We start from the raw sequence: 21335 nt of genomic DNA, 5'->3' as shown, positions 1-21335 counted from the left end.
CAGGCCGCCGACCCCGGCACGGTGATGACGAAGGGCATGCGATGACGCACGTGGAGGCGACGGGACGGCCCAAGCGTGGCCGCCCCACCCAGGAGGAACGCGAGCGCCGGCGAGACCAGGTCCTCGACGCGGCGGTGAGCCTCTTCGTGGCCAAGGGGTTCGGCCAGACCTCGATCGACGAACTCGCGGCGGCCGCCCGCGTGACGAAGCGCACCATCTACACCTACTTCGGCGACAAGGCCGAGGTGTTCACCGCCGCGGTGGAACGGTTCCGCGTGAGCGCGCTCGCCCAGCTCACGGCGGAGGACGAGTCGCTGACCGACGTGGCCACCCGCCTCGTCCTCGTGCTGCACTCCGACGAGGCGGTCGGACTGCACCGCCTCATGATCGCCGAGGCCCCCCAGTTCCCGCGTCTGGCCGAGCGCTTCTACGCCAGCGGCCCCCTCGGCTACATCGAACTCCTCTCAGCACTGCTCGACGCCGAGGGCACACCACCGGACGCCGCGGCGGACGGTCGCGCCGAGGCGCTGTTCGGCCTGCTGCTGGGCGAACCGCATCGACGCCGACTCCTCGGGCTGACCGCCGCTCCCTCCCCCGCCGAGGCACGACGCCACGCGCGGGCGGCGCTCCGCCTGGTGGTGGGCGAGGTGACGGCGCCGGCTGACCGCCCCACCAGCTGATCCGGGCCGGGCGCGCCTCACCCAGAGCGCCGGAGGGCCACCACCTCGCGCGACGCTCGCTCGACCACCGACCACCGACCACGCGATCTCCGCTACCGCCGGCCGCCCCGGAGTCGAGCTGAGCCTGGCGGGTGGGCACGGCGGGACGCCCGACGGAACCGGCGGGCGGGTCGGTCACACCCGCCCGGCCACCCCTCCTCGGGGGCGGCGTGTCTGGGGTGGGCTCGTCGGTGACCGGCGAGCTGGCCCCGCGCCGGGCCGCTCTCGCGACGCTGCCGCGCGCCCACGATCCTCACCCGCCCGTGGTCGTGGACCGGTACTGGAACGTGGTCAGCGGGAACGCCGGGGCGGGCGTGCCGACGGACGGGGTCCCGGCGACCCCGCTGGGCCCGACGACGAACGTCTTCCGGCTCACGCTCGGCCCGGAGGGGCTGGCGACCCGCCTGGTCGACCTCGCGCGGGTCCGCCGGTTCCTGCTGGACCGGCTCGCCCGTCAGGTGAGGCCGTCCGGGGCCCCGGCTCCGGGGCTTCCTCGAGGAGGTCCCGTCCTACCCGACGACGGAGCCGGACGAGCCGTCGTCGGGCACCGCCGACCTCGCGTCGGGCCCCATCCGGGTAACGCCGCGGGTCAGGAGCCCGTACGGGGTGCTGTCGAGATTCAGCACCCCGTGCTCTCGATCGGAACTCCGGCGGACGTGACGGTGGCGGAGCTGGCGGTCGAACTCCCCTACCCGCTCGACGAACGCGCACGACGACGGTGCCGCGCGGCCGGTGATGCCCCAGCTCGCGCCGGTGCCGGCCGGTGGTCAGCGGCGGGAGCCGTCCTCGGCGTCCCGCTCCCGCAGGCGCTGCTCCTCCATCCGGGTCTCCGCCCGGATCTCCCGTTCCCGCTGGAGCCAGTCGGGGTTGTCGCTCCGGAGCTGGTTGATGTCCGCCGTGGTGAGCGCGTCGGTGATCCCGGCCCTGGCGAGGCCGCTGATGGAGACGCCGAGCCGGGCGGCCACCACGGGCCGGGGGTGCGGTCCGTCGCGCCGCAGGTCACGCAGCCAGTCCGGCGGATCGGCCTGGAGCGCGTTCAGCTCGTCCCGCGAGACGACCCCCTCCTGGAACTCGGCTGGGGTCGCGTCGAGGTAGACCCCCAGCTTCTTCGCCGCGGTGGCGGGCTTCATCGTCTGCGGGGTCTTCCGTGCCGTCATACCCGCCAGGATAACGAGCGCCTGGGGCGAGCGCGGTCACGCCCGGTAACCTGGCGCCGTGGCAGGACCGGAGGCACCTCACTCGTTCAGACTGGCGCACGTACCGGGAGTCACCCCGGGCAAGTGGGCGCGGATCTGGGAGGAACGCTTCCCCGAAGTCACCCTGGCCGTGCTCCCCGTCGACGTCCCGGACGCCGTGGGACTGGTGCGGGACGGCAGGGCGGACGCGGCCGTCACCCGGTTGCCCATCGACCGCACCGGCCTGCACGCGATCCCCCTGTACTCGGAGACCTCGGTGGTGGTCGTGCCGAAGGAGCACTTCGTGGCCGCCGCCGAGGTGGTGTCGAGCGAGGACCTGGCCGACGAGGTCCTGCTGCACCCCCAGGACGACGTGCTGGAGTGGGAACGCCCACCGGGGCGGGTCGCGGGTGAGCGGCCGGCGACCACCGCGGGCGCATTCGAGCGCGTGGCGGCCGGCGCCGGCCTCCTCGTCGTCCCCCAGTCACTCGCCCGTCTCCACCACCGCAAGGACCTGACCTGGCGCCCGGTCTCCGACGCACCCGAGTCGGGGGTGGCGTTGGTGTGGTTGGACGTCGAGACCACCGATCTGATGGAGCGGTTCATCGGGGTCGTGCGCGGGCGCACCGTCAACAGCAGCCGGGGGGTGCCCCAGGCGGAGCCGGCCCCGGCGAAGCGGGAACGCGGCACGACCGATCGTCGGGAACGCCGGACGCCGGCGGCCGGCAACCGGAAGGGCGGAGGTCCCCGCCGGGCACCCCGCGCGTCGGGCCGTCGCGGTCGCCGTCGCTGATCTCGGGCACCCGCGAACGGCGATCCGCCGGGGACCCGCTCCGCCACCTCGGCGTCGTCGATCGCCCGGCCCGGCCACGGGGACGTCACCGGCGTCGTCTGGTCGTGGAACCCTCGGGCTTCGATGTTCGGCGTCGCGGGTGGCCGGTCAGGCCGCGTAGTGCAGGACCACGACCCCGTTGGCGAGAGCGCGGGTCCTCGTGTGCGTGAACCGCCGTCGGTCGAGGTTCTCGAACAGCGGTGCGCCGGCACCGAGGACGACGGGGTGCAGCATGAGTTTGTACTCGTCGACGAGGTCCAGGGCGGCGAGTTCCGCGACGACGCTGGCGCTGCCGATGACCGCGATGTCACCCGCCACCTCGCGCTTCACGGCGGCGACGGTCTCCCGCCGCAGGTCGGTGAGGACACGAGCGGGAGCGTGATCACCCCACGGCGCGCGGTCGAGGGTCGTCGACACCACGGCCTTCGGGGTGTCGTTCATGTGCCGGGTGATCTCGGGGTGGTCGGTGCGCACGGTCGGCCAGTAGCCAGCCAGCTCCTGGTACGTGACCCTGCCGAGCAGGATCAGGTCCACGGTGCGTTGTTGGGCGAGTGTCTCCTCGTCCATGTCGCCGTCGAACGTCTCGGTCACCCAGCTCTGGTCATTGCCGGGGCCGCTCATCCTGCCGTCCAGGGTGAGGAACTCCGTCACCACGATCCTGCCCATCACTCACCACTCCACCCTCGTCGGGGCGGGGGACGCCCAGCCGGCGCGGCACCCGGCGCCCCGGTGGCGGAGCCCGGTCGCGCCGCCACCGGGGATGCCGTACCGCACGAAGCCCCCGCATCGTCACTTGCAAAAAACAAGCTAACACTTGCGATAAACACACTCGCATCGGGTGGCCAGCGCCGCGGCCGCTGGGCTCGGAGTTCCCCTCGGCAGGTCGTCCCTTGCGCTCACTCCCTCCCATCCCGCCGGTGTTCCGCCGCCTCCACCACCGAAGGGCCTCGAACCCGGCGTTCACCGTCTCCTGACCTCGAGGAGAGCGAGCAGGCGTGGCGGCCCGCACGCCGTCATGGCCACCGACCGGACACCTGACCCCGCCGCCGGGACGACCTCGGGGCAGTGACCACGAGCCCCAGTAGTCCGCGTGGGGACCGCCTCCCCTCCCGGGGCGGGACCACGACCCGCCAGGGTTCAACCCCGGCCAACCACCCCCACCGGCCCAGCGCCCGCGCGGCCGACTCCGCGGGCGGCTCCCGGTAGCGTTACCGGCTGCGTCCGACGGTCGCCGGATGTCCAGATCGGACGCGAATGGGCGAGGAGGCTCCGATGTCAGACCACACCGGCGTGCCCGGACGCGGCGGCGAGGGCGACGCGCCCGGGGCGCCGGAGCGGAGCGGGGGCGTCCGGGAGGTGAAGTCGGCGGCACGCACCCTCGAGCTCCTGGAACTCCTCGCCGCGCGCCAGAACCGCCCCGCCCGGCTCCGGGAACTCAGCGAGGCGCTGGGAATGCCCCGGAGCAGCTGCCACGCCCTGCTGCGGACGCTGGTGAAGCACGGCTGGGTGCGCACCGACGCCTCGGGGGCGCTGTACGCCATCGGCATCCGCGCCCTCCTCGCGGGCACCACCTACCTGGACACCGACGCCCACGTGCGGGTCGCCAAACCGGTGCTGGACTCGCTGGGCGAACTCCTCGACGAGACGTTCCACTTCGGGCGGCTGGCGGGCGAGGACGTGGTGTACCTGGTGACCCGGGCGTCGAGCCAGTACCTGCGGCCGCACAGCCGGGTCGGTCGCCGACTGCCGGCCTACTCGACCGCCCTGGGCAAGGCCCTGCTGGCGGAACTGCCCGCCCCCGAGCTCGCGGAGCACCTGCCCGCCGAACTGACCGCGTTGACCGAGCACACGCGCACGGACCGGGCCGCCCTCGAACGCGACCTCGCGGCCGCGCGTGAACGGGGGTATGCGATCGACCGGCAGGAGAACAGCCTGGGCCTGCACTGCTTCGCGATGCCGCTGCGCTACTCGACACCGGCGAGCGACGCGATCAGCGCCTCGGTGCCGGTGGCCCGGCTCACCCCGGCCCGTGAGGCCGACATCGTCGCCGCGATGTTCCGGGCGCGGGAGCGGATCGAGCACGCGGCATTGACCGCCGAGCTGGGCTCGCTGGGCAGCGCCTGACGGGACGGGGGCACCCCACCACCTGGCGTCTTCCCCCGTGGATCGCGTCTACCCATGTGGACAATCGGCGGTTAGGCTGCGTCGGTACCCGCCGTTCGCCGGCCCCGGGTCGGCCGTACAGCCGGAGGAACAGGATGCGCGACGCGGCCATGATGGAGCACCGCATCCGGGAGGTGCGGATCACCCCGGTCGCCTTCCGGGACCTGCCCCTGCTCAACACGGTCGGGGTCCACGAACCGTTCGCGCTGCGCGCGGTCATCGAGGTCCTGACGGACTCGGGCCTGACCGGGTTGGGCGAGACCTACGGCGACGCCGGGCACCTCGACCGGCTGCGCCTCGCCGGTGCCGCTCTCGTGGGCGTCGACGTCTGGCACCTCAACGAGCTGGCTCGCCGGGTGCGGGCGGTGGTGGCCGGGGACCACGGCACGCGTGGCCACGGGATGAGCGGCATGGTCACCGGCAGCAGCACCGCCGACCGGGTGCTCTCCCCCTTCGAGGTGGCGTGCCTGGACATCCAGGGCAAGGCGCTCGGCCGACCCGTGAGCGACCTGTTGGGCGGAGCGGTCCGCGACCGGGTCGACTACAGCGCCTACCTCTTCTACAAGTGGGCCGGGCACCCGGGGGCCGAGCCGGACCACTGGGGTGAGGCGCTCACCCCGGACCAGATCGTCGCGCAGGCCCGCCGCATGGTCGACGAGTACGGGTTCGGCGCGATCAAGCTCAAGGGCGGCGTGTTCCCGCCCGAGGAGGAGGTCGCCGCGATCCACGCCCTGCGCGTGGCCTTCCCGGACCACCCGCTGCGGGTCGACCCCAACGGTGCCTGGAGCGTGGAGACCGCCATCCGCGTCGGCCGCGAACTCGACGGCGTCATCGAGTACCTGGAGGACCCGACCACGGGCATCGAGGGCATGGCCAGGGTCGCCGAGGCGGTGTCGACTCCGCTGGCGACGAACATGTGCGTCGTCGCCTTCGACCACGTCAGGCCCGCCGTCGCCCGTTCGGCGGTGGGCGTGGTCCTCTCCGACCACCACTTCTGGGGTGGTCTGCACCGCTCCAGGACGTTGGCGGGGATCTGCGACACGTTCGCGCTCGGGCTGTCGATGCACTCGAACTCGCACCTGGGCATCAGCCTCGCCGCGATGACCCACCTCGCGGCGGCCACGCCGAACCTCACCTACGCGTGCGACACGCACTGGCCGTGGAAACACCCCGAGGACGACGTGGTCGTGCCGGGCGCGCTGCGCTTCGAGGCGGGAGCGGTCCCGGTGCCGACCGCTCCCGGGCTGGGCGTGGAACTCGACCGCGACGCGCTGGCCCGGCTCCACGAGCGCTACCTGTCCTGCGGCATCCGGGAGCGGGACGACACCGGGTACCTGCGCCGTTTCGAGCCCGCGTTCGACCCGACCGCGCCCCGCTGGTGACCGGCGACGGCCACCGGGGCTCGGGCACGCGCGACACGGGAGGAGTCCGTCCGATGCGGATCGTGCTCACCGACCCCATCATCGACAGGTTCCGGGACGTGCTGACCCGGGGCGGGAGCGACGGCCACGACTGGGAGTTCCTGGTGGGCCGGCCGGACGAGGAGGTCATCTCCCGCCTCGGTGACGCCGAGGTGCTGGTGGCCTCCCGGGTGTCGGCGGAGATGGCCGGGGCCGCCCCCGCCCTGCGGCTGGTGCACGTGACCGGGGCGGGGGTGGACCGGGTCGCGCTGGACGCGCTGGCCCCGGCGGTCCACGTGTGCAACACCTTCCACCACGGCCGGTCGATCGCCGAGTACGTGGTGATGGCCGCGATCATGCTGTTCCGCCGGGTGCCGCGCGCCGACCGGTCACTGCGGGCCGGTCGGTGGGAGTCGGTCGCGCTCGACCCGGCGGTCCCCCTGGGGGGCACCCTCGCCGGGCGGACGGTGGGCCTGGTGGGCATGGGTGAGATCGGGGGTGCGGTCGCCAGGGCGGCCAGCGCCCTGGGGATGCGGGTGCGGGCCGTGCGGCGCGACCCGGGTGCCCCGGTTCCGCCGGGGGTGGTGGTGGACCGGGTCGACGGCCAGGACCGCCTGCCGGACCTGTTGGCGTCCTCGGACCTGGTCGTCCTGACCGTCCCGCTGTCGGCGGAGACCCGGGGGCTGGTGGGTGCGGCGGAGCTGGCGGCGATGCGCCCGGACGCGGTGCTGGTCAACGTGTCGCGGGGGCCGATCATCGACGAGGACGCGCTGTACGAGGCGCTGGCGGAACGGCGCATCGGCGGTGCCGCGCTGGACGTCTGGTGGGGCCACCCGAAGGACGGGCTGGGCGCCCGGGGCTACTCGCGGCCCTTCGACGCGCTCGACAACGTCGTGATGACCCCGCACCATTCGGGCCACACCCTGGAGACCTTCGCCGGCCGCGCCCGCGACATCGCGGCGAACATCGGCCGCCTCTCCAGTGGTCATCCGTTGGAGAACGTCGTGCGAGCTGGCGTCCGGCCGTGACCCTCCTGCTCGGGGCCCCGCCCGGCGGCCGAGGGACGCCGCCACCGCCTTCGGCACCCGGGGCTCCGACGTTCCCCGGCCCGACAGCCTCGAAGGGCTGTTGTCGACCCTCCCCGACGCCCGCACCGTCGTCGATCCCGCCCGTCTCGCCTCGGCTCTCGACCGGGAACCAGCGCCACGCGTCCCGGCTGACCACACCTACTTCCCGCTCGACCCGGCCACCACCGACCAGACCGACGCCATCATCTTCGTCCGGGACATCTGAGGCGCCCCGGTCGCGGTGACCGCTCACGGCTGTGCCTCGGAGGCGAGGCCCCTCGTCGGGTAGGGCGGGCAGCGCGGGCACCCCGGGGGGCCGGGGGCGCGGCTTCGTCCTCGACAGGGCGACTCGCCTCGTCACCGGCGCCCCGCGACCAGAGGACCGGCCGCGACCAACCCCGCCGCCCGGTTCCCGGACAGCGCCAGCCCTGACCGGAACAGCTGTGGTGGATGGCCTGGTCAGAGCACCTGTTGGCCGATCAGGACCACGGCACCGATGCTGGCCAGCGCCATCGCGGCGGTGCGGGAACGTCGGCTGTCGAGGGCTCCGGAGACGCGGCGGGCGAGGAGCACCCCGGCCAGGGCGGCGGGCAGCAGCCACAGGGTGTGCTGGAGGGTGGTGATCTCGACGTTGCCGGCGACGGCGAGGGCGGCGAGGCTGAGCAGGGAACCCACGAGGAAGAACCCGCTCATCGTGCCTCGCAGACGGGGGCCGGCCATCCCCTGCCAGACCATCGCCATCGGCGGCCCCCGATGGACGTGGCGGTGCCCATCAGACCGGAGACCGCGCCCGCGAGGGCGACGGCCCGGGTGGTGGGGCGTGGCGTGAGGCCCCCGGCGGTGGCGACCACCCCGAGCAGGACGACCACTCCCACGGCGACCGCCAGCGCCCGGGCGGGCAACGCGGCGACCAGGGCGGCACCCGCCACCGTTCCCACGACCCGGCCGCCGAGGGCGATGCCGGTCCCCCGCAGGTCGACGTGTTGCCGGTCCAGCACCAGGACGGTGGCGGTCACCCCGGTCGCGAGCAGGATCAGGGTGACGGGCACGAGTGTGGGATCGACCAGGGCCACCACCGGGGCGGCGAGCAGGCCCAGTCCGAACCCGATCGAGGCCTGGGCGAGCGCTCCGAGGAGGACGACCGCGCTGAGCAGCCAGAACTCCGCGCCGCTCATGGCGGAGCCGGGGTGGGTCCCAGCGGGTGGTGGCACCACCCCCGGTGATCTCCGGTGCCACTCGGGGCACCGGACCGGGTGGCCGGCGGTGGTTCCGCCTCCGCGCACACCGTCGTCGCCCGGGGGCAGCGGGTGCGGAACCGGCAACCCGATGGCGGGTCCATCGGAGACGGGATCTCCCCTTGGAGCACGGTCCGCCGCCGGCCGTCGCCGGTGAGTTCGAGGGACGGGGCGGAGGACACCAGCGCCGAGGTGTAGGGGTGGACCGGGCGGTCGAGGACCTCCTCGGCCGGCCCGTGTTCGACGACCCTGCCCAGGTACATCACCGAGACCCGGTCGGCGACGTGGCGGACGACGGAGAGGTCGTGGGAGATGAACAGGTAGGACACCCCCAACTCGCGTTGGAGGTCGGCAAGCAGGTTCAGCACCTGCGCCTGCACGGAGAGGTCCAGCGCGGACACCGGTTCGTCGCAGACGATCAGGTCGGGGCCGAGGGCCAGCGCGCGGGCGATGCCGATGCGTTGCCGTTGCCCGCCGGAGAACTCGGTGGGATAGCGGTGGGCGTCCCCTGGGCGCAGGCCGACGAGGTCGAGCAGCTCGCGCACCCTGGTGTCCCGGCGAGCGCCCTCGGGGGCGATGTCGCGGTGGCTGCGCCACGGCTCGGCGATGATCTCCGCCGCCGTCATCCGGGCGTTCAGGGAGGCGAAGGGGTCCTGGAAGACCATCTGGACGCGGCGCCGCCAGGCGCGCAGGGCGCGGCCGCGCAGGGTGAACGGGTCGATGCCGTCGAAGCGGAGGGTGCCCTCGTCGGGCCGTTCCAGCAACAGCAGGACGCGGGCCAGGGTCGACTTGCCACAGCCGGACTCGCCGACGAGACCGAGGGTGCGGCCCCGTTCGACCCGCAGGTCGACTCCGTCGAGCGCGGTCAGGCGCGCGTTCCCGGTCCTGTTCCTCGCGACGCGGAACGACTTGCGCAGGCCGGTCGCCGTCAGCAGGGGGGCGGGCTGGTCCGAGGGTGGGGACACGTCAGTCACTGGCGAGCTCCTCGGAACGGTGGCAGGCCGCCGCGCGGGACGGTCCGGTGGGACGCGGTCGGGGGCGCTCGGCGGCGCAGACGTCGGCGGCGAGCGGGCAACGGCTCTGGAACACGCAGCCGGTGGGGATGGAGCCCAGCTCCGGTGGGCTGCCGGGCACGGCGTGCAGCGGTCGCCCCTTCGCGGCCCGCTCGGGCACGGAGTCGAGCAGCCCCCGCGTGTAGGGGTGGCGGGGGTGGGTGAACACCTCGGTGACCGGTCCGGTCTCCACGACGTGCCCGGCGTACATGACGGCTACCTCGTCGGCGTGTTCGGCGACGACGGCGAGGTCGTGGGTGATGAGGACGAGGGCCATGCCCTGCCGGGCCTGGAGGTCGGCGAGGAGTTCCATCACCTGGGCCTGCACGGTGACGTCCAGGGCCGTGGTCGGTTCGTCCGCGATGAGGACGTCGGGTTCCAGGGCCACCGCCATCGCGATGAGCAGGCGTTGGCGCATCCCCCCCGAGAACTGGTGCGGGTAGGACCGGGCTCTGGCCCGGGGTTCGGGGATGCCGACGCCGTCCATCAGTTCGACGGCCCGCTCCCGTGCCGCCCGCCGGGAGAGTCCTCGGTGGATGCGGAAGGGTTCGGCGAGTTGGGCGCCCACGGTCCGCACCGGGTTCATGGCGGTGAGCGCGTCCTGGAAGACGATGGACAGGACGGGCCCGGCGAGCCTGGCGCGCTGGGAGCGGCTGAGCCCCAGGACCTCGGTCCCGTTGACGTGGGCGGTGCCGCCGGTCACGCGGGCGACGGGGTCGAGGAGGCCCACCACCGCCTGAGCGGTCATGGACTTGCCGCAGCCGGACTCCCCGAGTAGGGCGAGCGTTCGCCCCTTGTGGACGCTGAAGCCGACTCCGTCGACGGCGCGCAGCTCGCCGGTCGGTGTGGTCAGGTCGACGGTGAGGCCCTCGACCCGCAACGCGGGTGGCGGTGCGCCGGGTTCCGGTTGGCGGGCGGGCGGGGCGGTGGTCGGGGTCATGGGGTGCCCTCTCCGGTGGTGGCGGGCCGCCGGCGGCGCCCTCGGGGCAGGGTGAGCCGCCAGCGCTGGGCGGGGTCGGTGGCCAGGCGCGCCCAGGCGGCGAGGATGGTGGCCGAGACGGTGGTCATGACGATGGCGACGCCGGGGAGCACCGCGATCCACCAGGCGGTCTGGAGGTACTGACGCCCCTGGGCGACCATCAGCCCCCAGCTGACCTCCGGTGGTTGGATCCCGATGCCGAGGAAGCTCAGCGAGGATTCGGTGAGCATCACGAAGCAGAAGTCCAGCGTCGCGACGGTGAGCAGCGTCGGCAGGACGATCGGCAGGATGTGCCGCACGATCGTCGCTCCGGAGCGGGTGCCGAAGGTGCGGGCCGCGTCGACGAACAGCCTGCTCCTGATCTCGGCCGACTCCGCCCGCGCGGTGCGCAGGTAGATGGGGACGCGGGCGATGGCGAGGATCAGCACCAGGTTGGCGACGCTGGGTTCGAACACGTAGAGCACGACCACGGCCAACAGCAGGGACGGGAAGCTCAGGATGACGTCGGCGACCCGCATGGCGACGCTCTCCCGCCGGCCGCCGTGGTAGCCGGCCCACATGCCGACGGCCGACCCGACGACCAGTGAGCACAGCACGGCGGGCACGGCGACGGACAGCGTGGTCCCCGCGGCTTCGATGAGGCGGGCGAGCACGCTGCGCCCCAGGACGTCGGTCCCCAGCAGCCCGAAGAACCCGTGGTCGAGGGAGGGTGGGCGCAGTGAGGCGTCGAGGTCCTGGCGGATGGCCCGGTCGCCGATCAGCAGCGGGCCGAGCAGCGCGGTCAGGAGGACCAGGGTGAGCACGACGGCCGCGCAGACCGCGACCCGGTCGCCGCCGAGCAGGGTCCACCAACGCGGTGGGCCGGTGCGCGCGCCGGACGGGTTCCGCCGACGTCGTCCTCCCGGTGTGGTGGTCATGGCGCCTCCTCGGCTCAGGCCGGCACGGTCTGGCGGACGCGCGAGTCGAGCAGCGCGTAGCAGACGTCGATCAGGATGTTCAACGCGAAGATGGTCAGCGCGGTGATCAGCACCGCGGCCTGGAGGACGGCGAAGTCTCGTTGCAGGATGGAGTCGATCATGAGCTTGCCGATGCCGGGCCACCCGAAGATGGTCTCGACGACGACGGCGCCGTTGACGAGTCCGATGGTCAGGTCGCCGGCGACGGTGAGGGCCGGCATCGCGGCGTTGCGGAGGGCGTGCCCGAACACCACGCGCTTCTCGCTCGCCCCCTTGCTCCGGGCCACCTTGGTGTAAGGCGCGGCCAGCGCGGTGACCATCGCGCCCCGGACGACCTGGACGAGTACGCCGAAGGGGCGGATGAGCAGCGTCGCGATCGGCAGGATCCACACCTCCGGGCCGCCGCTGACGCCGGAGGTGGGAAGCCATTCGAGCGTCACCCCGAAGACGAGCACGCCCATGATCGCGAACCAGAAGTCCGGGATGGACGCGGCGGTCATCGACAGGATGCTGGCCACCCGGTCGGCCAGCGAGTTCGGCCGGTAGGCCGCGGCGCAGCCGAGCAGGACGGCGCCGGCGATCGCGATGAGCATGGTCACGCCGGCCAGTTGGAGTGTCGCGGGGAAGGCGGCCAGCACCATCTCGGCGGCGGGTTGCCCGGTCCGCAGCGACTCGCCGAAGTCGAGGACCAGCAGGGAGGTCAGGTAGTCGGCGAGCTGGGTGACGATCGGCTGGTCGAAACCGTGGGCGGCCGCGAACTCGGCGCGTTGTTCGGGGGTCGCGCTCAAAGGCAGGTAGAGGTTGACCGGGTTGCCGGTCAGGCGCGCGAGGCAGAACACGCCGAGGACGACGAAGACGAGGGGGATGGCGCTGGAGACGACGCGGCGCCGCAGGAACGTCAGCATGTCAGCGTGCCTCCTCACGTGCGGGGCGGACCTCGGCGAGGCGGAGTTCGTCGCCGGTGGCCGCGTTCGGTTCGTAGTGGATCGACGGGGACCGGCCGAGCAGCCCGCGCATGTGCGCGAGGTGCGTGTACTGGACGAGGGTGTCGTTCTGGTGGGCGAAGATCGCGGCGAAGGCCTCCTGCCGCGCGTCGTCGGACAGCTCGCCGGCCTCGGAGATCAGCTGGTCGAGTTCGGGGCTGCCGAAGGTCGACTGGGGTCCGTCGCTGAGCAGGTACTGGCTGGTGGTGAAGGCGGCGTCGCCGGCCTGGTTGCCGTGCATGACGAGCAGCGCGACCGGGCCGACGTCCTCGGGGAAGGGGCGCAGCTGGTACTCGAGGTGGGCGGCGGTGTCGGCCATCTGGATGCGCACGTCGAGCCCGACCGAGGCCAGCTGGTACTGGATCGCCTCCGCGGTCTCGGCGACCCGCGGGAACTGGGCGTTGCGCGCGATGAGGGTGATGCGCCGGTCCACGGGTACGCCGTCGGCGGCGGCCTCGGCGATCAGGGCCCGGGCCCGGTCCGGGTCCGGTGGGTCGATCGGCAGGTCCGGGTTGTGCCCGACGACCCCGTCGGGGACGAGTTGCGCGGCCGGGTCGGCGAGTCCGTCGAAGAGGGTGTCCACGATGGCCCGCCGGTCGATCGCCAACCCGATCGCCCTGCGGACGCGGATGTCGTCGAGCGGCGCCTCCCGGCCGTCGAGCCGCAGGGCGGTGGTCTCGTTGTTGGGGTAGGCCACCGAGTTGTCCTCGGTCGCGTCCTCGGGATTGAGGGCGGTCGAGAGGTCCGCCTCCCCGTTGTTGATCATGGCGGCGCGCACGCTGGGTTCCGACCGCCACACGTACCTGGCCCGGGGGTAGGCGGGCGGCTCCCCCCAGTAGTCGTCGTTGCGGCGCAGGGAGATGGACACCCCGGTCTCCCACCGCTCGATCAGGTAGGGGCCGGTCCCGACCGGTTCCCGCACCTTCGCCTCGGTGCTGGTGGTGCGGGGGACGACCTCGATGAAGCTGAGCCTCAGCGGCAGGATCGGGTCGGGGTCGGTGGTCGTGACCGCCAGGCGGTGCTCATCGACGACCTCGAGTTCGAGGCGCTCGTCCCCGAAGACGTAGCCGTCCACGTTGCACGCCAGGTCCGAGTTCACCGCCCGATCGATGGAGAAGGCGGCGTCCTCCGAGGTCATGGTCGTCCCGTCGTGGAAGGTGACGTCGGGGCGGAGGTCGAGTTCCCACGTGGTGGGAGTCCGCTGCCGCCAGGTGGTGGCGAGCAGTGGTTCCAGCTCCCCCGTCGTGGGATCACGCTCGATGAGGGGTTCGCTGATGTTGGACCGGACCACCACACCGGTGTCGGTCAGGGAGGCCTCGCAGGGTTCGAGCGTGGGAGGTTCCTGGGCCAGGACGATCCGGAGCGTGTCGCCGGCGTCCCCGGTGTCCCCGCCTCCACCGCTGTTCGCGACGGCGCACGAGGTGGCTGCGAGGATCGCGACGGCCAGCGGTACGACGACGGGTGCGGGGGAACGGGTGCCGCGCGGGAGAGGAACGGAAGACGGCATTGTCTCTCCGATGGTCGGACGGTCGCGTCCGGAAGCCGCGGCCCGGCGCGGGGTGCGCGGGCGGGAATGCGCCGTGCCGTTCGTCTATGAACGCGGATCCGGTCTGCATTTGTAGACGCAGACGGTAAGTGGGCCGTTGCGGGGCGTCAAGAGGTCACGTCGCGGGTCTCCGGCAGGGACAGCAGGGCGCGCAGCGCGGGGCTGGCGTGCTCGGTCCGCCAGAGGCAGTGGGTGCGCACGACGTCCGGCGCCAGTCCGTCGATCTCGGTGAACTCCAGGTTGGGCAGGCGCAGCCGCGCGGCGGACCTGGGCACGACGCCCACGCCGAGCCCGGCGTCCACCAGCGCCAACAAGCTGTTGACCTGCCCGACCTGCTGGACGTAGCGGGGTTCGACGTGCGCGTCGTGGAACACGCTGACGACCAGTTCGTACAGGTAACGGGCGTCCACCGGCGCATAGGTGACCACGTCGTGCCGGCCGATGTCGGCCAGCGTCGGGGGACGTCCCAGCACGCTGAGGGGATGGCCTCGGGGACAGGCCAGGACGAGGCTCTCCACGTGGACGCAGCGGGCGCTGATCAGCTCCGATGCCGGAACTCCCCTGGCGAGGCCGAGGTGCAACCGCCCGGCGAGCAGCGCGTCGACCTGGTCCCTGCTCACCATCTCGGTGAGGGTCAGCTCGACGTCGGGCAGGTGGGCGCCGATGGTCTTGATCCAGGACCCGAGCACCGTGGTGGCCGACACCGCGGTGAACCCGATGTGGAGGTTCCCCGCCGTTCCCCGAGCGGCGTTCCGCGCGGCCAGGGGGGCGGAGCTGGCCAGGCCGAGCATCCGGCGGGCGTCGACGAGGAGGACCTCCCCGGCCGGTGTCAGGCCAACGGCCCTGGCGTCCCGGGTGAACAGCTGGACGTCCAGGGCGTGTTCCAGCTTGCGGATCTGGCGGCTCAACGGCGGCTGCGTCATGTTCAGCCGCGCCGCCGCCCTCCCGAAGTGCAGCTCCTCGGCGACCGCGACGAATCCCCGCAGCTGGTCGAGGGTGAACCGGGGGGACATCGCGCCTCCATACCAGGAAGGTATCGTCACATGCCACATTCGACTTGGACAGGTATCGGCGCGAATCCTACCCTCGGGTCAGCCCTTCGAGCCTGGAGTCGACGATGACCCTGTTCGCCCCCGAGGAGCTGAGGTCGACCCTCGGCTCGGGACTGCTCTCCTTCCCCGTCACGCACGCGCGGCCGGATCTCTCCTTCGACGAGGACGCCTACCGGGACCACGTGTCCCGGCAGGGCGAGTACGAGACCTCCGGGGTGTTCGCGGCCGGTGGCACCGGAGAGTTCTTCGCGCTCACCCCCGAGGAGGTGGGTCGTGTCGTCCGGGCGGCCGTCGCCTCGGCGCCGGACGGCAAACCCGTGGTCGCACCGGCTGGTTACGGCACCGCGCAGGCGGTGGCGATGGCCAGGGACGCCGAGGCCGCCGGCGCGCACGGCGTGTTCCTGCTGCCGCCCTACCTGACGGAGGTCTCCCAGGAGGGACTCGTCGCGCACGTCAGGGCCGTGTGCGCGGCGACCGACCTGGGGGTGGTGGTCTACCACCGGGCCAACGCGGCCTTCGGTTTCGACGCGGTCCAGCAACTGGCGGCGGACTGCCCGAACTTCGTGGGGTTCAAGGACGGCGTCGGCGACATCGACCTGATGACCCGCATCCACGCGAGGCTGGGCGACCGCCTGTTGTCGGTCGGCGGCCTGCCGACCGCCGAGACCTACGCGCTGCCCTACCTGGAGATGGGGGTCACCACCTACTCCTCGGCGATCTTCAACTTCCTGCCCGAGTTCGCGCTGGACTTCTACCATGCCGTGCGGGCGCGGCGAGCCGAGGAGGTGTACCGCCGGCTCGCCGAGTTCGTCCTGCCCTACCTCGACATCCGGAACCGGCGGGCCGGGTACGCGGTGTCGATCGTCAAGGCGGGGCTCTCGGTCGTCGGGCACCCGGCCGGTCCGGTCCGACCGCCGCTGACCGACCTCACCGACGCCGAGCGGGACGAGCTCGCCCGGCTCGTGGACCGGGTGGTCGTTCGGTGATCACCCAGGGGGCCGCCGTGGCCGGCGCCCCGGGCGGCGTCCGGTGACGCCGGTCGGGTCGGTGCCGGTGGTGACCGGCTACCGCGTGGTGCCCGTGGCCGGTCGGGACAGCATGCTGCTGAACCTGAGTGGCGCCCACGGGCCCTACTTCACCCGGAACCTGGTGGTGTTGACCGATGGTGACGGTCGCACCGGGGTGGGCGAGGTGCCGGGTGGTCCGGCGATCACCACGACGCTGGAGGAGGCCCGTGACCTGGTCGTGGGCAGCCGGGTCGCGGACCACCTGGCCACGACCCGGGCGGTCGGCGACCGCTTCGGCGGGCTCGACGGGCCGGGACGCGGCGGTCAGACCTTCGACCTGCGGGTCGCGGTGCACGTGCGCACCGCGATCGAGGCCGCGTTGCTGGACCTCCTCGGCCAGTACCTCGACCTGCCGGTGGCGGCGCTCCTCGGCGACGGTCGGCAGCGGGACCGGGTCGAAACGCTCGGGTACCTCTTCTTCGTCGGTGACCGCACCCGCACCGACCTGCCCTACCGGCACGGCGACCCCACCGGTGACCCGTGGTTCGAGGTTCGTGACCGGCCCGCCCTCGACGCGGCCGGCATCGTCGCGCAGGCGGAGGCGGTGTCCGCCCGGTACGGGATGACCCACTTCAAGCTCAAGGGCGGCGTCCTGCCGGGGGACGAGGAGGTTGACGTCCTGCTGGCGTTGGCCGAGCGGTTCCCGGACGCCCGCCTGACGTTGGACCCCAACGGCGGGTGGTCCCTCGCGGACGCGGTCAGCAGGGGCCGCCGCCTGCGGGACGTCCTGGCCTACGCGGAGGATCCCTGCGGAGCGGAGCGCGGGTACTCGGGTCGGGAGGTGCTCGCCGAGTTCCGGCGCGCGACCGGCCTGCGCACCGCGACCAACATGGTCGCCACGGACTGGCGGGAACTGGGCCACGCCGTGCGGTCGGACTCCGTGGACATCCCGCTGGCCGACCCGCACTTCTGGACGATGCGCGGATCGGTGCGGGTGGCCCAGCTCTGCCAGGAATGGGGTCTGACGTGGGGGTCGCACTCCAACAACCACTTCGACGTCTCCCTGGCGATGTTCACCCACGTCGCGGCCGCCGCGCCCGGCGAGATCACCGCCATCGACACGCACTGGATCTGGCAGGACGGTCAGCGGCTGACGACCGATCCGGTCCCGCTGGTCGACGGGCACCTCGTGGTGCCGGACCGCCCCGGGCTCGGGGTCCAGCTGGACCTCGACGAGGTGGAGGCGGCGCACGAGCTGTACCGCGCGGAAGGCCTCGGCGCCCGGGACGACGTCACACCGATGCGGTACCTCGTCCCGGGCTGGTGCTTCGACCCGGGGCGGCCCGCGCTCGACCGGCGGCCCGCCGCCGGGTAGAACGGTCCGACGCCGGCACCACGGCGAACCGGAGCGCCGCCCCCTTCGACCAGGAGTTGCGATGACCTCACCACCGGAGGGCCGCGTCGTCCTCCAGGTCTGCCCGCTGCTGCCCACCCTCGAGGCGGCGTTGGAGTCCCACCACCGCACGGTCCGGCTGCACGAACGGCCTGACGCCCGGGCCTGGCTCGCCGACCACGGCGACGAGGTCGCGGCCGTGGTGACCAGTGCCCGGGTCGGTGCCTCCCGTGACCTGGTGGACGCGCTGCCCCGGCTCGGCGCGATCGTGCACTTCGGAGTCGGCTACGAGACGACCGACGTCGCCCACGCCCGCTCCCGGGGAGTGGACGTCAGCAACACGCCGGACGTGCTCACCGACTGCGTGGCGGACGTCGCCGTCGGCGCGTTGATCGACGTGATGCGCCGGCTGTCCGCCGCCGACCGCTACGTGCGCCGGGGTGAGTGGACGCCCGGGGGTTTCCCCCTGACGACCAGGGTCAGCGGTACCCGGGTGGGGATCCTGGGCCTGGGCCGCATCGGGCGGGCGGTGGCGACCCGGCTCGAGGGGTTCGGCGTGGAACTCGCCTACCACTCGCGGCGCCGGGTGGCCGGGTGCTCCTACCGCTACGCCGACTCGGCCACCGACCTGGCGGCGGGGGTGGACGCCCTGGTGGTGACCACCTCGGGGGGCTCCGGGAGCAGCGGGCTGGTCTCGGCCGAGGTCCTGGACGCCCTGGGGCCGCGCGGGTTCCTGGTGAACGTCTCCCGGGGTTCGGTGGTGGACGAGCCGGCCCTGGTGGAGGCGCTGGTCTCGGGGCGGTTGGGCGGCGCCGCGCTGGACGTGTTCGCCGACGAGCCGCACGTGCCCGCTCCCCTGCTCGACCTGGACTCGGTGGTGCTGCTGCCCCACATCGCCAGCGCGACCCGGGAGACCAGGGAGGCCATGGGCGACCTCGCCTTCCGGAACCTGCGGTCGTTCATGACGACCGGCTCGCTGGTCACGCCCGTGCCCTAGGCGTTCCCGGCCCAGCTGGGCGGTGTCGAGGCGGGAGGGCGCCCTGGGGAGGGTGTGACCTGCCCGGGATAACCCACGTCACCCCGAAGGCCCCACGTCCCGCCGCGACACCGGGGGCCACGGTCCCGGGCGGGCGGACCGCCGCTCGTCCACGGCCCGTTCCGACGCCGGTGTCGTCGGGGTGTGGTGGACGAGGCCGACCACCCCCGTCAGGCACCAGCACCGAGCTCCACGGCGAGTCCACCGGCGATCAGCGGTGCGGTACACCCGCACCGGGTCGGGGCCCGTCATCGAGGACGACCTCACCGGTGGCCGCGACCAAGGCGGCGCCAGCGGCTACCCAGATCCCGTAGGCCACACCCAGCGGCACCCCTGCCCGGACAGCCGAGCACACCGGGACGGCCGGCGCGCACCAGGACGGGCGGAAACAGCCGGGTGCGCTCCTCGGACGGGTGCCGGGTGATCGTGGCCCTCGCGGTCGTGGACCGCCGCCCCCGTCGAGAACCAGTAGGGCACGGGTCAGCCCCCTCTCGCGGCACGCCCCCCGAGGTGACGGGCCAGGAACCGCTCCAGGGTGCGGTAGAGCTCGATGTTGCTGTCCGGGTTGACGAACCAGTGCCCCTCGCGTTCGTTGAGCAGGTACTCCACCTCAGCCCCTCTGGCACGCAACGCCTCGGCGACCCGGTCGGCGTGACCACGGTCGACCCTGACGTCGTTCGCTCCGTGGATGAGCAGCACCGGTGCGGTGATGTCGTCGACGCGGTCGATGGGCGAGCGGGCGGTCATGTCGGCGACCTGCTCCGGATCGTCCGGGTCGCCGATGTACCGGATGAACGAGTTCCGCACGCTCCGCCGGGCGAAGGGCACGACCCCCCTGACGAGCTCGACCAGGTCGGACATCCCGGTGTAGCTGATCGCGGCGGCGAAGCGGTCCGGGGTGAACGCCGCTCCCACCAGTGCCGCGTACCCCCCGTAGGAGCAGCCGTAGATCGCGACCCGGTCGCGATCGGTGTACCCCCGCGCGATCGCCCAGTCCACGGCGTCGAGAACGTCATCGTGCATGCGACCGGCGAACTCCCCGATCGCGGCCCGCGTGAACGCCTTGCCATATCCGGTCGAGCCCCGGAAGTTGACCTGCAGCACCGCGTAACCCCGGTTGGCCAGGAACTGGACCTCGGGGTCGTAGCCCCAGCAGTCGCGGTACCAGGGCCCACCGTGCAGCAGCACCACGGTCGGCAGGTCGCTGCGCTCCACCCCCACCGGCAGCGTCAGGTGGCAGGGCAGGTCCACACCGTCGCGGGAACGCACGGAGACAGGCGCCATCGGCGCCAACCGGGTGGGGTCGAGGTGCGGGTAGGGGCGGAACAGGCGCCGGGCGGTGCCGGTGGCGTGGTCGTAGGACCAGGTGGCCCGGTGCTCGCGGTCATGGGTGAAGTCCACGACCCACCGCTGCCCCGCGTCGTCGCACGACACGTGGGCGAGGTCGCCATCGGACAGCTCCGCCAGCCGGGGCAGGACCTCGGCGAAGTGCGGGTCGAGGGCGTGGATCTCCTGCCGCTCGCCCAGGTAGCGGACGCCGAGCAACTCCCCGGTGGCCGGGTGAACGATCAGCGAGGACGGGAAACGGGGATCGGCCTCGGGGCGGGGGGTGTCCAGGTCGAACAGCGGGTGGCTGTCCACCCCCGTCTCCTCACCGGTGTCCAGGTCCAGCCGGACCAGCCGGGTGCGGTCCGAGCCACGGGCGGAACCGATCCACAACCCCGACCCGTCCGGGGTGGGGACCTGGGGGAAGGGCCCGAAGAGGTGGTCGAGACCGGAGAACCGGCTGATCAGGCGGAACTCCCCACCATCGCGCTCCCAGAGCAGGTGTGTTCCGTCCTCGGCCATGCCGAAGGCCAGGATTCGTCCCGTCGACGTGCGCAGCCAGCCGAGGACGTCACCGGGGTTCTCGGCGAGCGGGGTCAGCCGGCCGGTGTCCAGGTCGAGCTCGTGCAGGTCGACCAGGTCGGGGCGGCGAGCGTTGATCTGGACGAAGACCGACGCGGGCCGATCGTCACAGCACTGCGTGTTGAGCACGCGCGCACCGGGGAACGGGGTGAGGTCGACCGCGGGTTCCTCCGGGTGGGCCGGGTCCACGCGGTGCAGGTGGTGGTTCTCGTCGCCGTCGGAGTCCTGGAGGTAGAGCAGGTAGCGGGAGTCGGCGCTCCAGAAGAAGGTGTCGATGCTGCGGTGGTCGTCGGAGGTGAGGCGCCGGACCGTCGGGTCGTCCGGGTCGTCGGTGTCGGGCCAGTCGCCGTCGAGGTCGCGGGCGAACACGTTGAGCCGGTCCCGCCACGGTGCGCGGTAGGCGAGCGTCCTACCGTCCGGGGAGATCCGGGCATCGATGCGGGCGGGTGGGGCGAAGAACTCCTCGACGGTGATCAGGTCGGGTCCGGGTGTCACGATTCCACCTCCGAAGATCGCGGTGCGGGTACCTCCATCCACAACCGTGCCGCCGCATCCGGCTCAAGCCCATGCCGGGTGCTCCGCATCACACCTCGTGCCGATGTGGACGGGTGCGCCCGGCTCGAACGCCGCACCCCGACGGGGGCTCTTCCCTGATCGACCCCAGCACCTCCCCACCCGGGACCCGGCCGAGCGACGCACCCGGCGACGCCAGCCGCCCCCGCCCGCCGGTCGGAGTCCGGCGACCGCGTGTCCTGGTGGGCGGTCCGGTGGCACGACCGCCGACCGTTCCCCCCGACGCCAGGCCCCAGGGGTGGCCGACCGCCCGGCGCGG

At 73.0% G+C, this 21335-nt stretch carries 20 protein-coding genes and 1 pseudogene; 10 read left to right on the top strand and 11 right to left on the bottom strand.

What is annotated here, in order from left to right; translation table 11 throughout:
- The first annotated feature begins 41 nt into the window (after positions 1-41).
- The gene (locus G443_RS02835) at positions 42-680 is read left to right on the top strand and encodes a TetR/AcrR family transcriptional regulator (protein ID WP_026418150.1); all 639 of its coding nucleotides are present in this window, start codon (positions 42-44) and stop codon (positions 678-680) included.
- Positions 681-811: 131 nt separating this feature from the next.
- Positions 812-1432, top strand: a pseudogene (locus G443_RS25675) (MmyB family transcriptional regulator); the annotation flags it as partial.
- A gap of 54 nt (positions 1433-1486) precedes the next feature.
- On the opposite strand, the gene G443_RS02830 reads toward G443_RS25675, so the two are convergent.
- Positions 1487-1876, bottom strand: a complete 390-nt coding sequence (locus tag G443_RS02830; RefSeq protein WP_026418151.1) for a DUF5997 family protein — start codon at positions 1874-1876, stop codon at positions 1487-1489.
- A gap of 58 nt (positions 1877-1934) precedes the next feature.
- Between G443_RS02830 and G443_RS02825 the strand changes: the two genes are divergently transcribed.
- On the top strand, positions 1935-2687 hold the full coding sequence (locus G443_RS02825; protein ID WP_026418152.1) for a LysR family transcriptional regulator substrate-binding protein: 753 nt from the start codon (positions 1935-1937) through the stop codon (positions 2685-2687).
- A 147-nt stretch (positions 2688-2834) separates the two neighbouring features.
- Here G443_RS02825 and G443_RS02820 read toward each other — a convergent pair whose 3' ends face one another.
- Complete coding sequence (locus G443_RS02820) at positions 2835-3392, bottom strand: dihydrofolate reductase family protein (protein WP_035291661.1); 558 nt, start codon at positions 3390-3392, stop codon at positions 2835-2837.
- A 606-nt stretch (positions 3393-3998) separates the two neighbouring features.
- Here G443_RS02820 and G443_RS02815 point away from each other — a divergent pair.
- The 4 genes from G443_RS02815 (at position 3999) to G443_RS02800 (ending at position 7582) form a co-directional block, all read left to right on the top strand.
- Positions 3999-4850 carry an IclR family transcriptional regulator gene (locus G443_RS02815; RefSeq protein ID WP_051313741.1) on the top strand — a complete coding sequence of 284 codons (852 nt, stop codon included), beginning with the start codon at positions 3999-4001 and terminating at the stop codon, positions 4848-4850.
- Between the two features lie 134 nt (positions 4851-4984).
- Positions 4985-6271, top strand: a complete 1287-nt coding sequence (locus G443_RS02810; RefSeq protein WP_026418154.1) for a glucarate dehydratase family protein — start codon at positions 4985-4987, stop codon at positions 6269-6271.
- 53 nt (positions 6272-6324) lie between these two features.
- Positions 6325-7317 carry a 2-hydroxyacid dehydrogenase gene (locus G443_RS02805; protein WP_026418155.1) on the top strand — a complete coding sequence of 331 codons (993 nt, stop codon included), beginning with the start codon at positions 6325-6327 and terminating at the stop codon, positions 7315-7317.
- A gap of 100 nt (positions 7318-7417) precedes the next feature.
- The gene (locus tag G443_RS02800) at positions 7418-7582 is read left to right on the top strand and encodes a hypothetical protein (protein WP_253860106.1); all 165 of its coding nucleotides are present in this window, start codon (positions 7418-7420) and stop codon (positions 7580-7582) included.
- Positions 7583-7815: 233 nt separating this feature from the next.
- Here G443_RS02800 and G443_RS02795 read toward each other — a convergent pair whose 3' ends face one another.
- The 8 genes from G443_RS02795 to G443_RS02760 form a co-directional block, all read right to left on the bottom strand.
- The gene (locus tag G443_RS02795; RefSeq protein ID WP_253860105.1) at positions 7816-8049 is read right to left on the bottom strand and encodes a hypothetical protein; all 234 of its coding nucleotides are present in this window, start codon (positions 8047-8049) and stop codon (positions 7816-7818) included.
- Entirely contained in the window at positions 8046-8531 is a 486-nt protein-coding gene (locus tag G443_RS02790) for a TSUP family transporter (RefSeq protein WP_253860104.1), read from the bottom strand. The genes G443_RS02795 and G443_RS02790 overlap by 4 nt, the downstream gene beginning before the upstream one ends.
- Positions 8528-9565 carry an ABC transporter ATP-binding protein gene (locus G443_RS02785; RefSeq protein WP_245588734.1) on the bottom strand — a complete coding sequence of 346 codons (1038 nt, stop codon included), beginning with the start codon at positions 9563-9565 and terminating at the stop codon, positions 8528-8530. Before G443_RS02785 ends, G443_RS02790 begins: the two co-directional genes overlap by 4 nt.
- Positions 9558-10583, bottom strand: a complete 1026-nt coding sequence (locus G443_RS02780; protein WP_026418159.1) for an ABC transporter ATP-binding protein — start codon at positions 10581-10583, stop codon at positions 9558-9560. The genes G443_RS02785 and G443_RS02780 overlap by 8 nt, the downstream gene beginning before the upstream one ends.
- Positions 10580-11539, bottom strand: a complete 960-nt coding sequence (locus G443_RS02775) for an ABC transporter permease (protein ID WP_051313743.1) — start codon at positions 11537-11539, stop codon at positions 10580-10582. Before G443_RS02775 ends, G443_RS02780 begins: the two co-directional genes overlap by 4 nt.
- Before the next feature lie 14 nt (positions 11540-11553).
- Positions 11554-12483, bottom strand: a complete 930-nt coding sequence (locus tag G443_RS02770) for an ABC transporter permease (protein WP_026418160.1) — start codon at positions 12481-12483, stop codon at positions 11554-11556.
- 1 nt (position 12484) lies between these two features.
- Positions 12485-14068 carry an ABC transporter substrate-binding protein gene (locus G443_RS02765; RefSeq protein ID WP_026418161.1) on the bottom strand — a complete coding sequence of 528 codons (1584 nt, stop codon included), beginning with the start codon at positions 14066-14068 and terminating at the stop codon, positions 12485-12487.
- Positions 14069-14214: 146 nt separating this feature from the next.
- Positions 14215-15120: a LysR family transcriptional regulator gene (locus G443_RS02760; RefSeq protein WP_026418162.1), complete on the bottom strand. Its 906-nt coding sequence runs from the start codon at positions 15118-15120 to the stop codon at positions 14215-14217.
- 104 nt (positions 15121-15224) lie between these two features.
- Between G443_RS02760 and kdgD the strand changes: the two genes are divergently transcribed.
- From kdgD to G443_RS02745, 3 genes are all read left to right on the top strand, one after another.
- The gene (kdgD, locus tag G443_RS02755; RefSeq protein WP_026418163.1) at positions 15225-16145 is read left to right on the top strand and encodes a 5-dehydro-4-deoxyglucarate dehydratase; all 921 of its coding nucleotides are present in this window, start codon (positions 15225-15227) and stop codon (positions 16143-16145) included.
- Positions 16146-16215: 70 nt separating this feature from the next.
- Entirely contained in the window at positions 16216-17541 is a 1326-nt protein-coding gene (locus G443_RS02750; RefSeq protein ID WP_245588735.1) for an enolase C-terminal domain-like protein, read from the top strand.
- Between the two features lie 61 nt (positions 17542-17602).
- Positions 17603-18556: a 2-hydroxyacid dehydrogenase gene (locus tag G443_RS02745; protein WP_026418165.1), complete on the top strand. Its 954-nt coding sequence runs from the start codon at positions 17603-17605 to the stop codon at positions 18554-18556.
- A gap of 519 nt (positions 18557-19075) precedes the next feature.
- Here the strand turns inward: G443_RS02745 and G443_RS02740 are convergent.
- Positions 19076-20998, bottom strand: coding sequence for a S9 family peptidase (locus G443_RS02740; protein WP_035291664.1), 1923 nt, complete (start codon positions 20996-20998; stop codon positions 19076-19078).
- Positions 20999-21335 lie beyond the last annotated feature (337 nt).

Source organism: Actinoalloteichus caeruleus DSM 43889 (assembly GCF_000429185.2).
Lineage (GTDB): Bacteria > Actinomycetota > Actinomycetes > Mycobacteriales > Pseudonocardiaceae > Actinoalloteichus_B > Actinoalloteichus_B caeruleus.
Note: the sequence above shows the minus strand (reverse complement) of the source record. Positions and strands in the feature narration are given on the sequence as shown.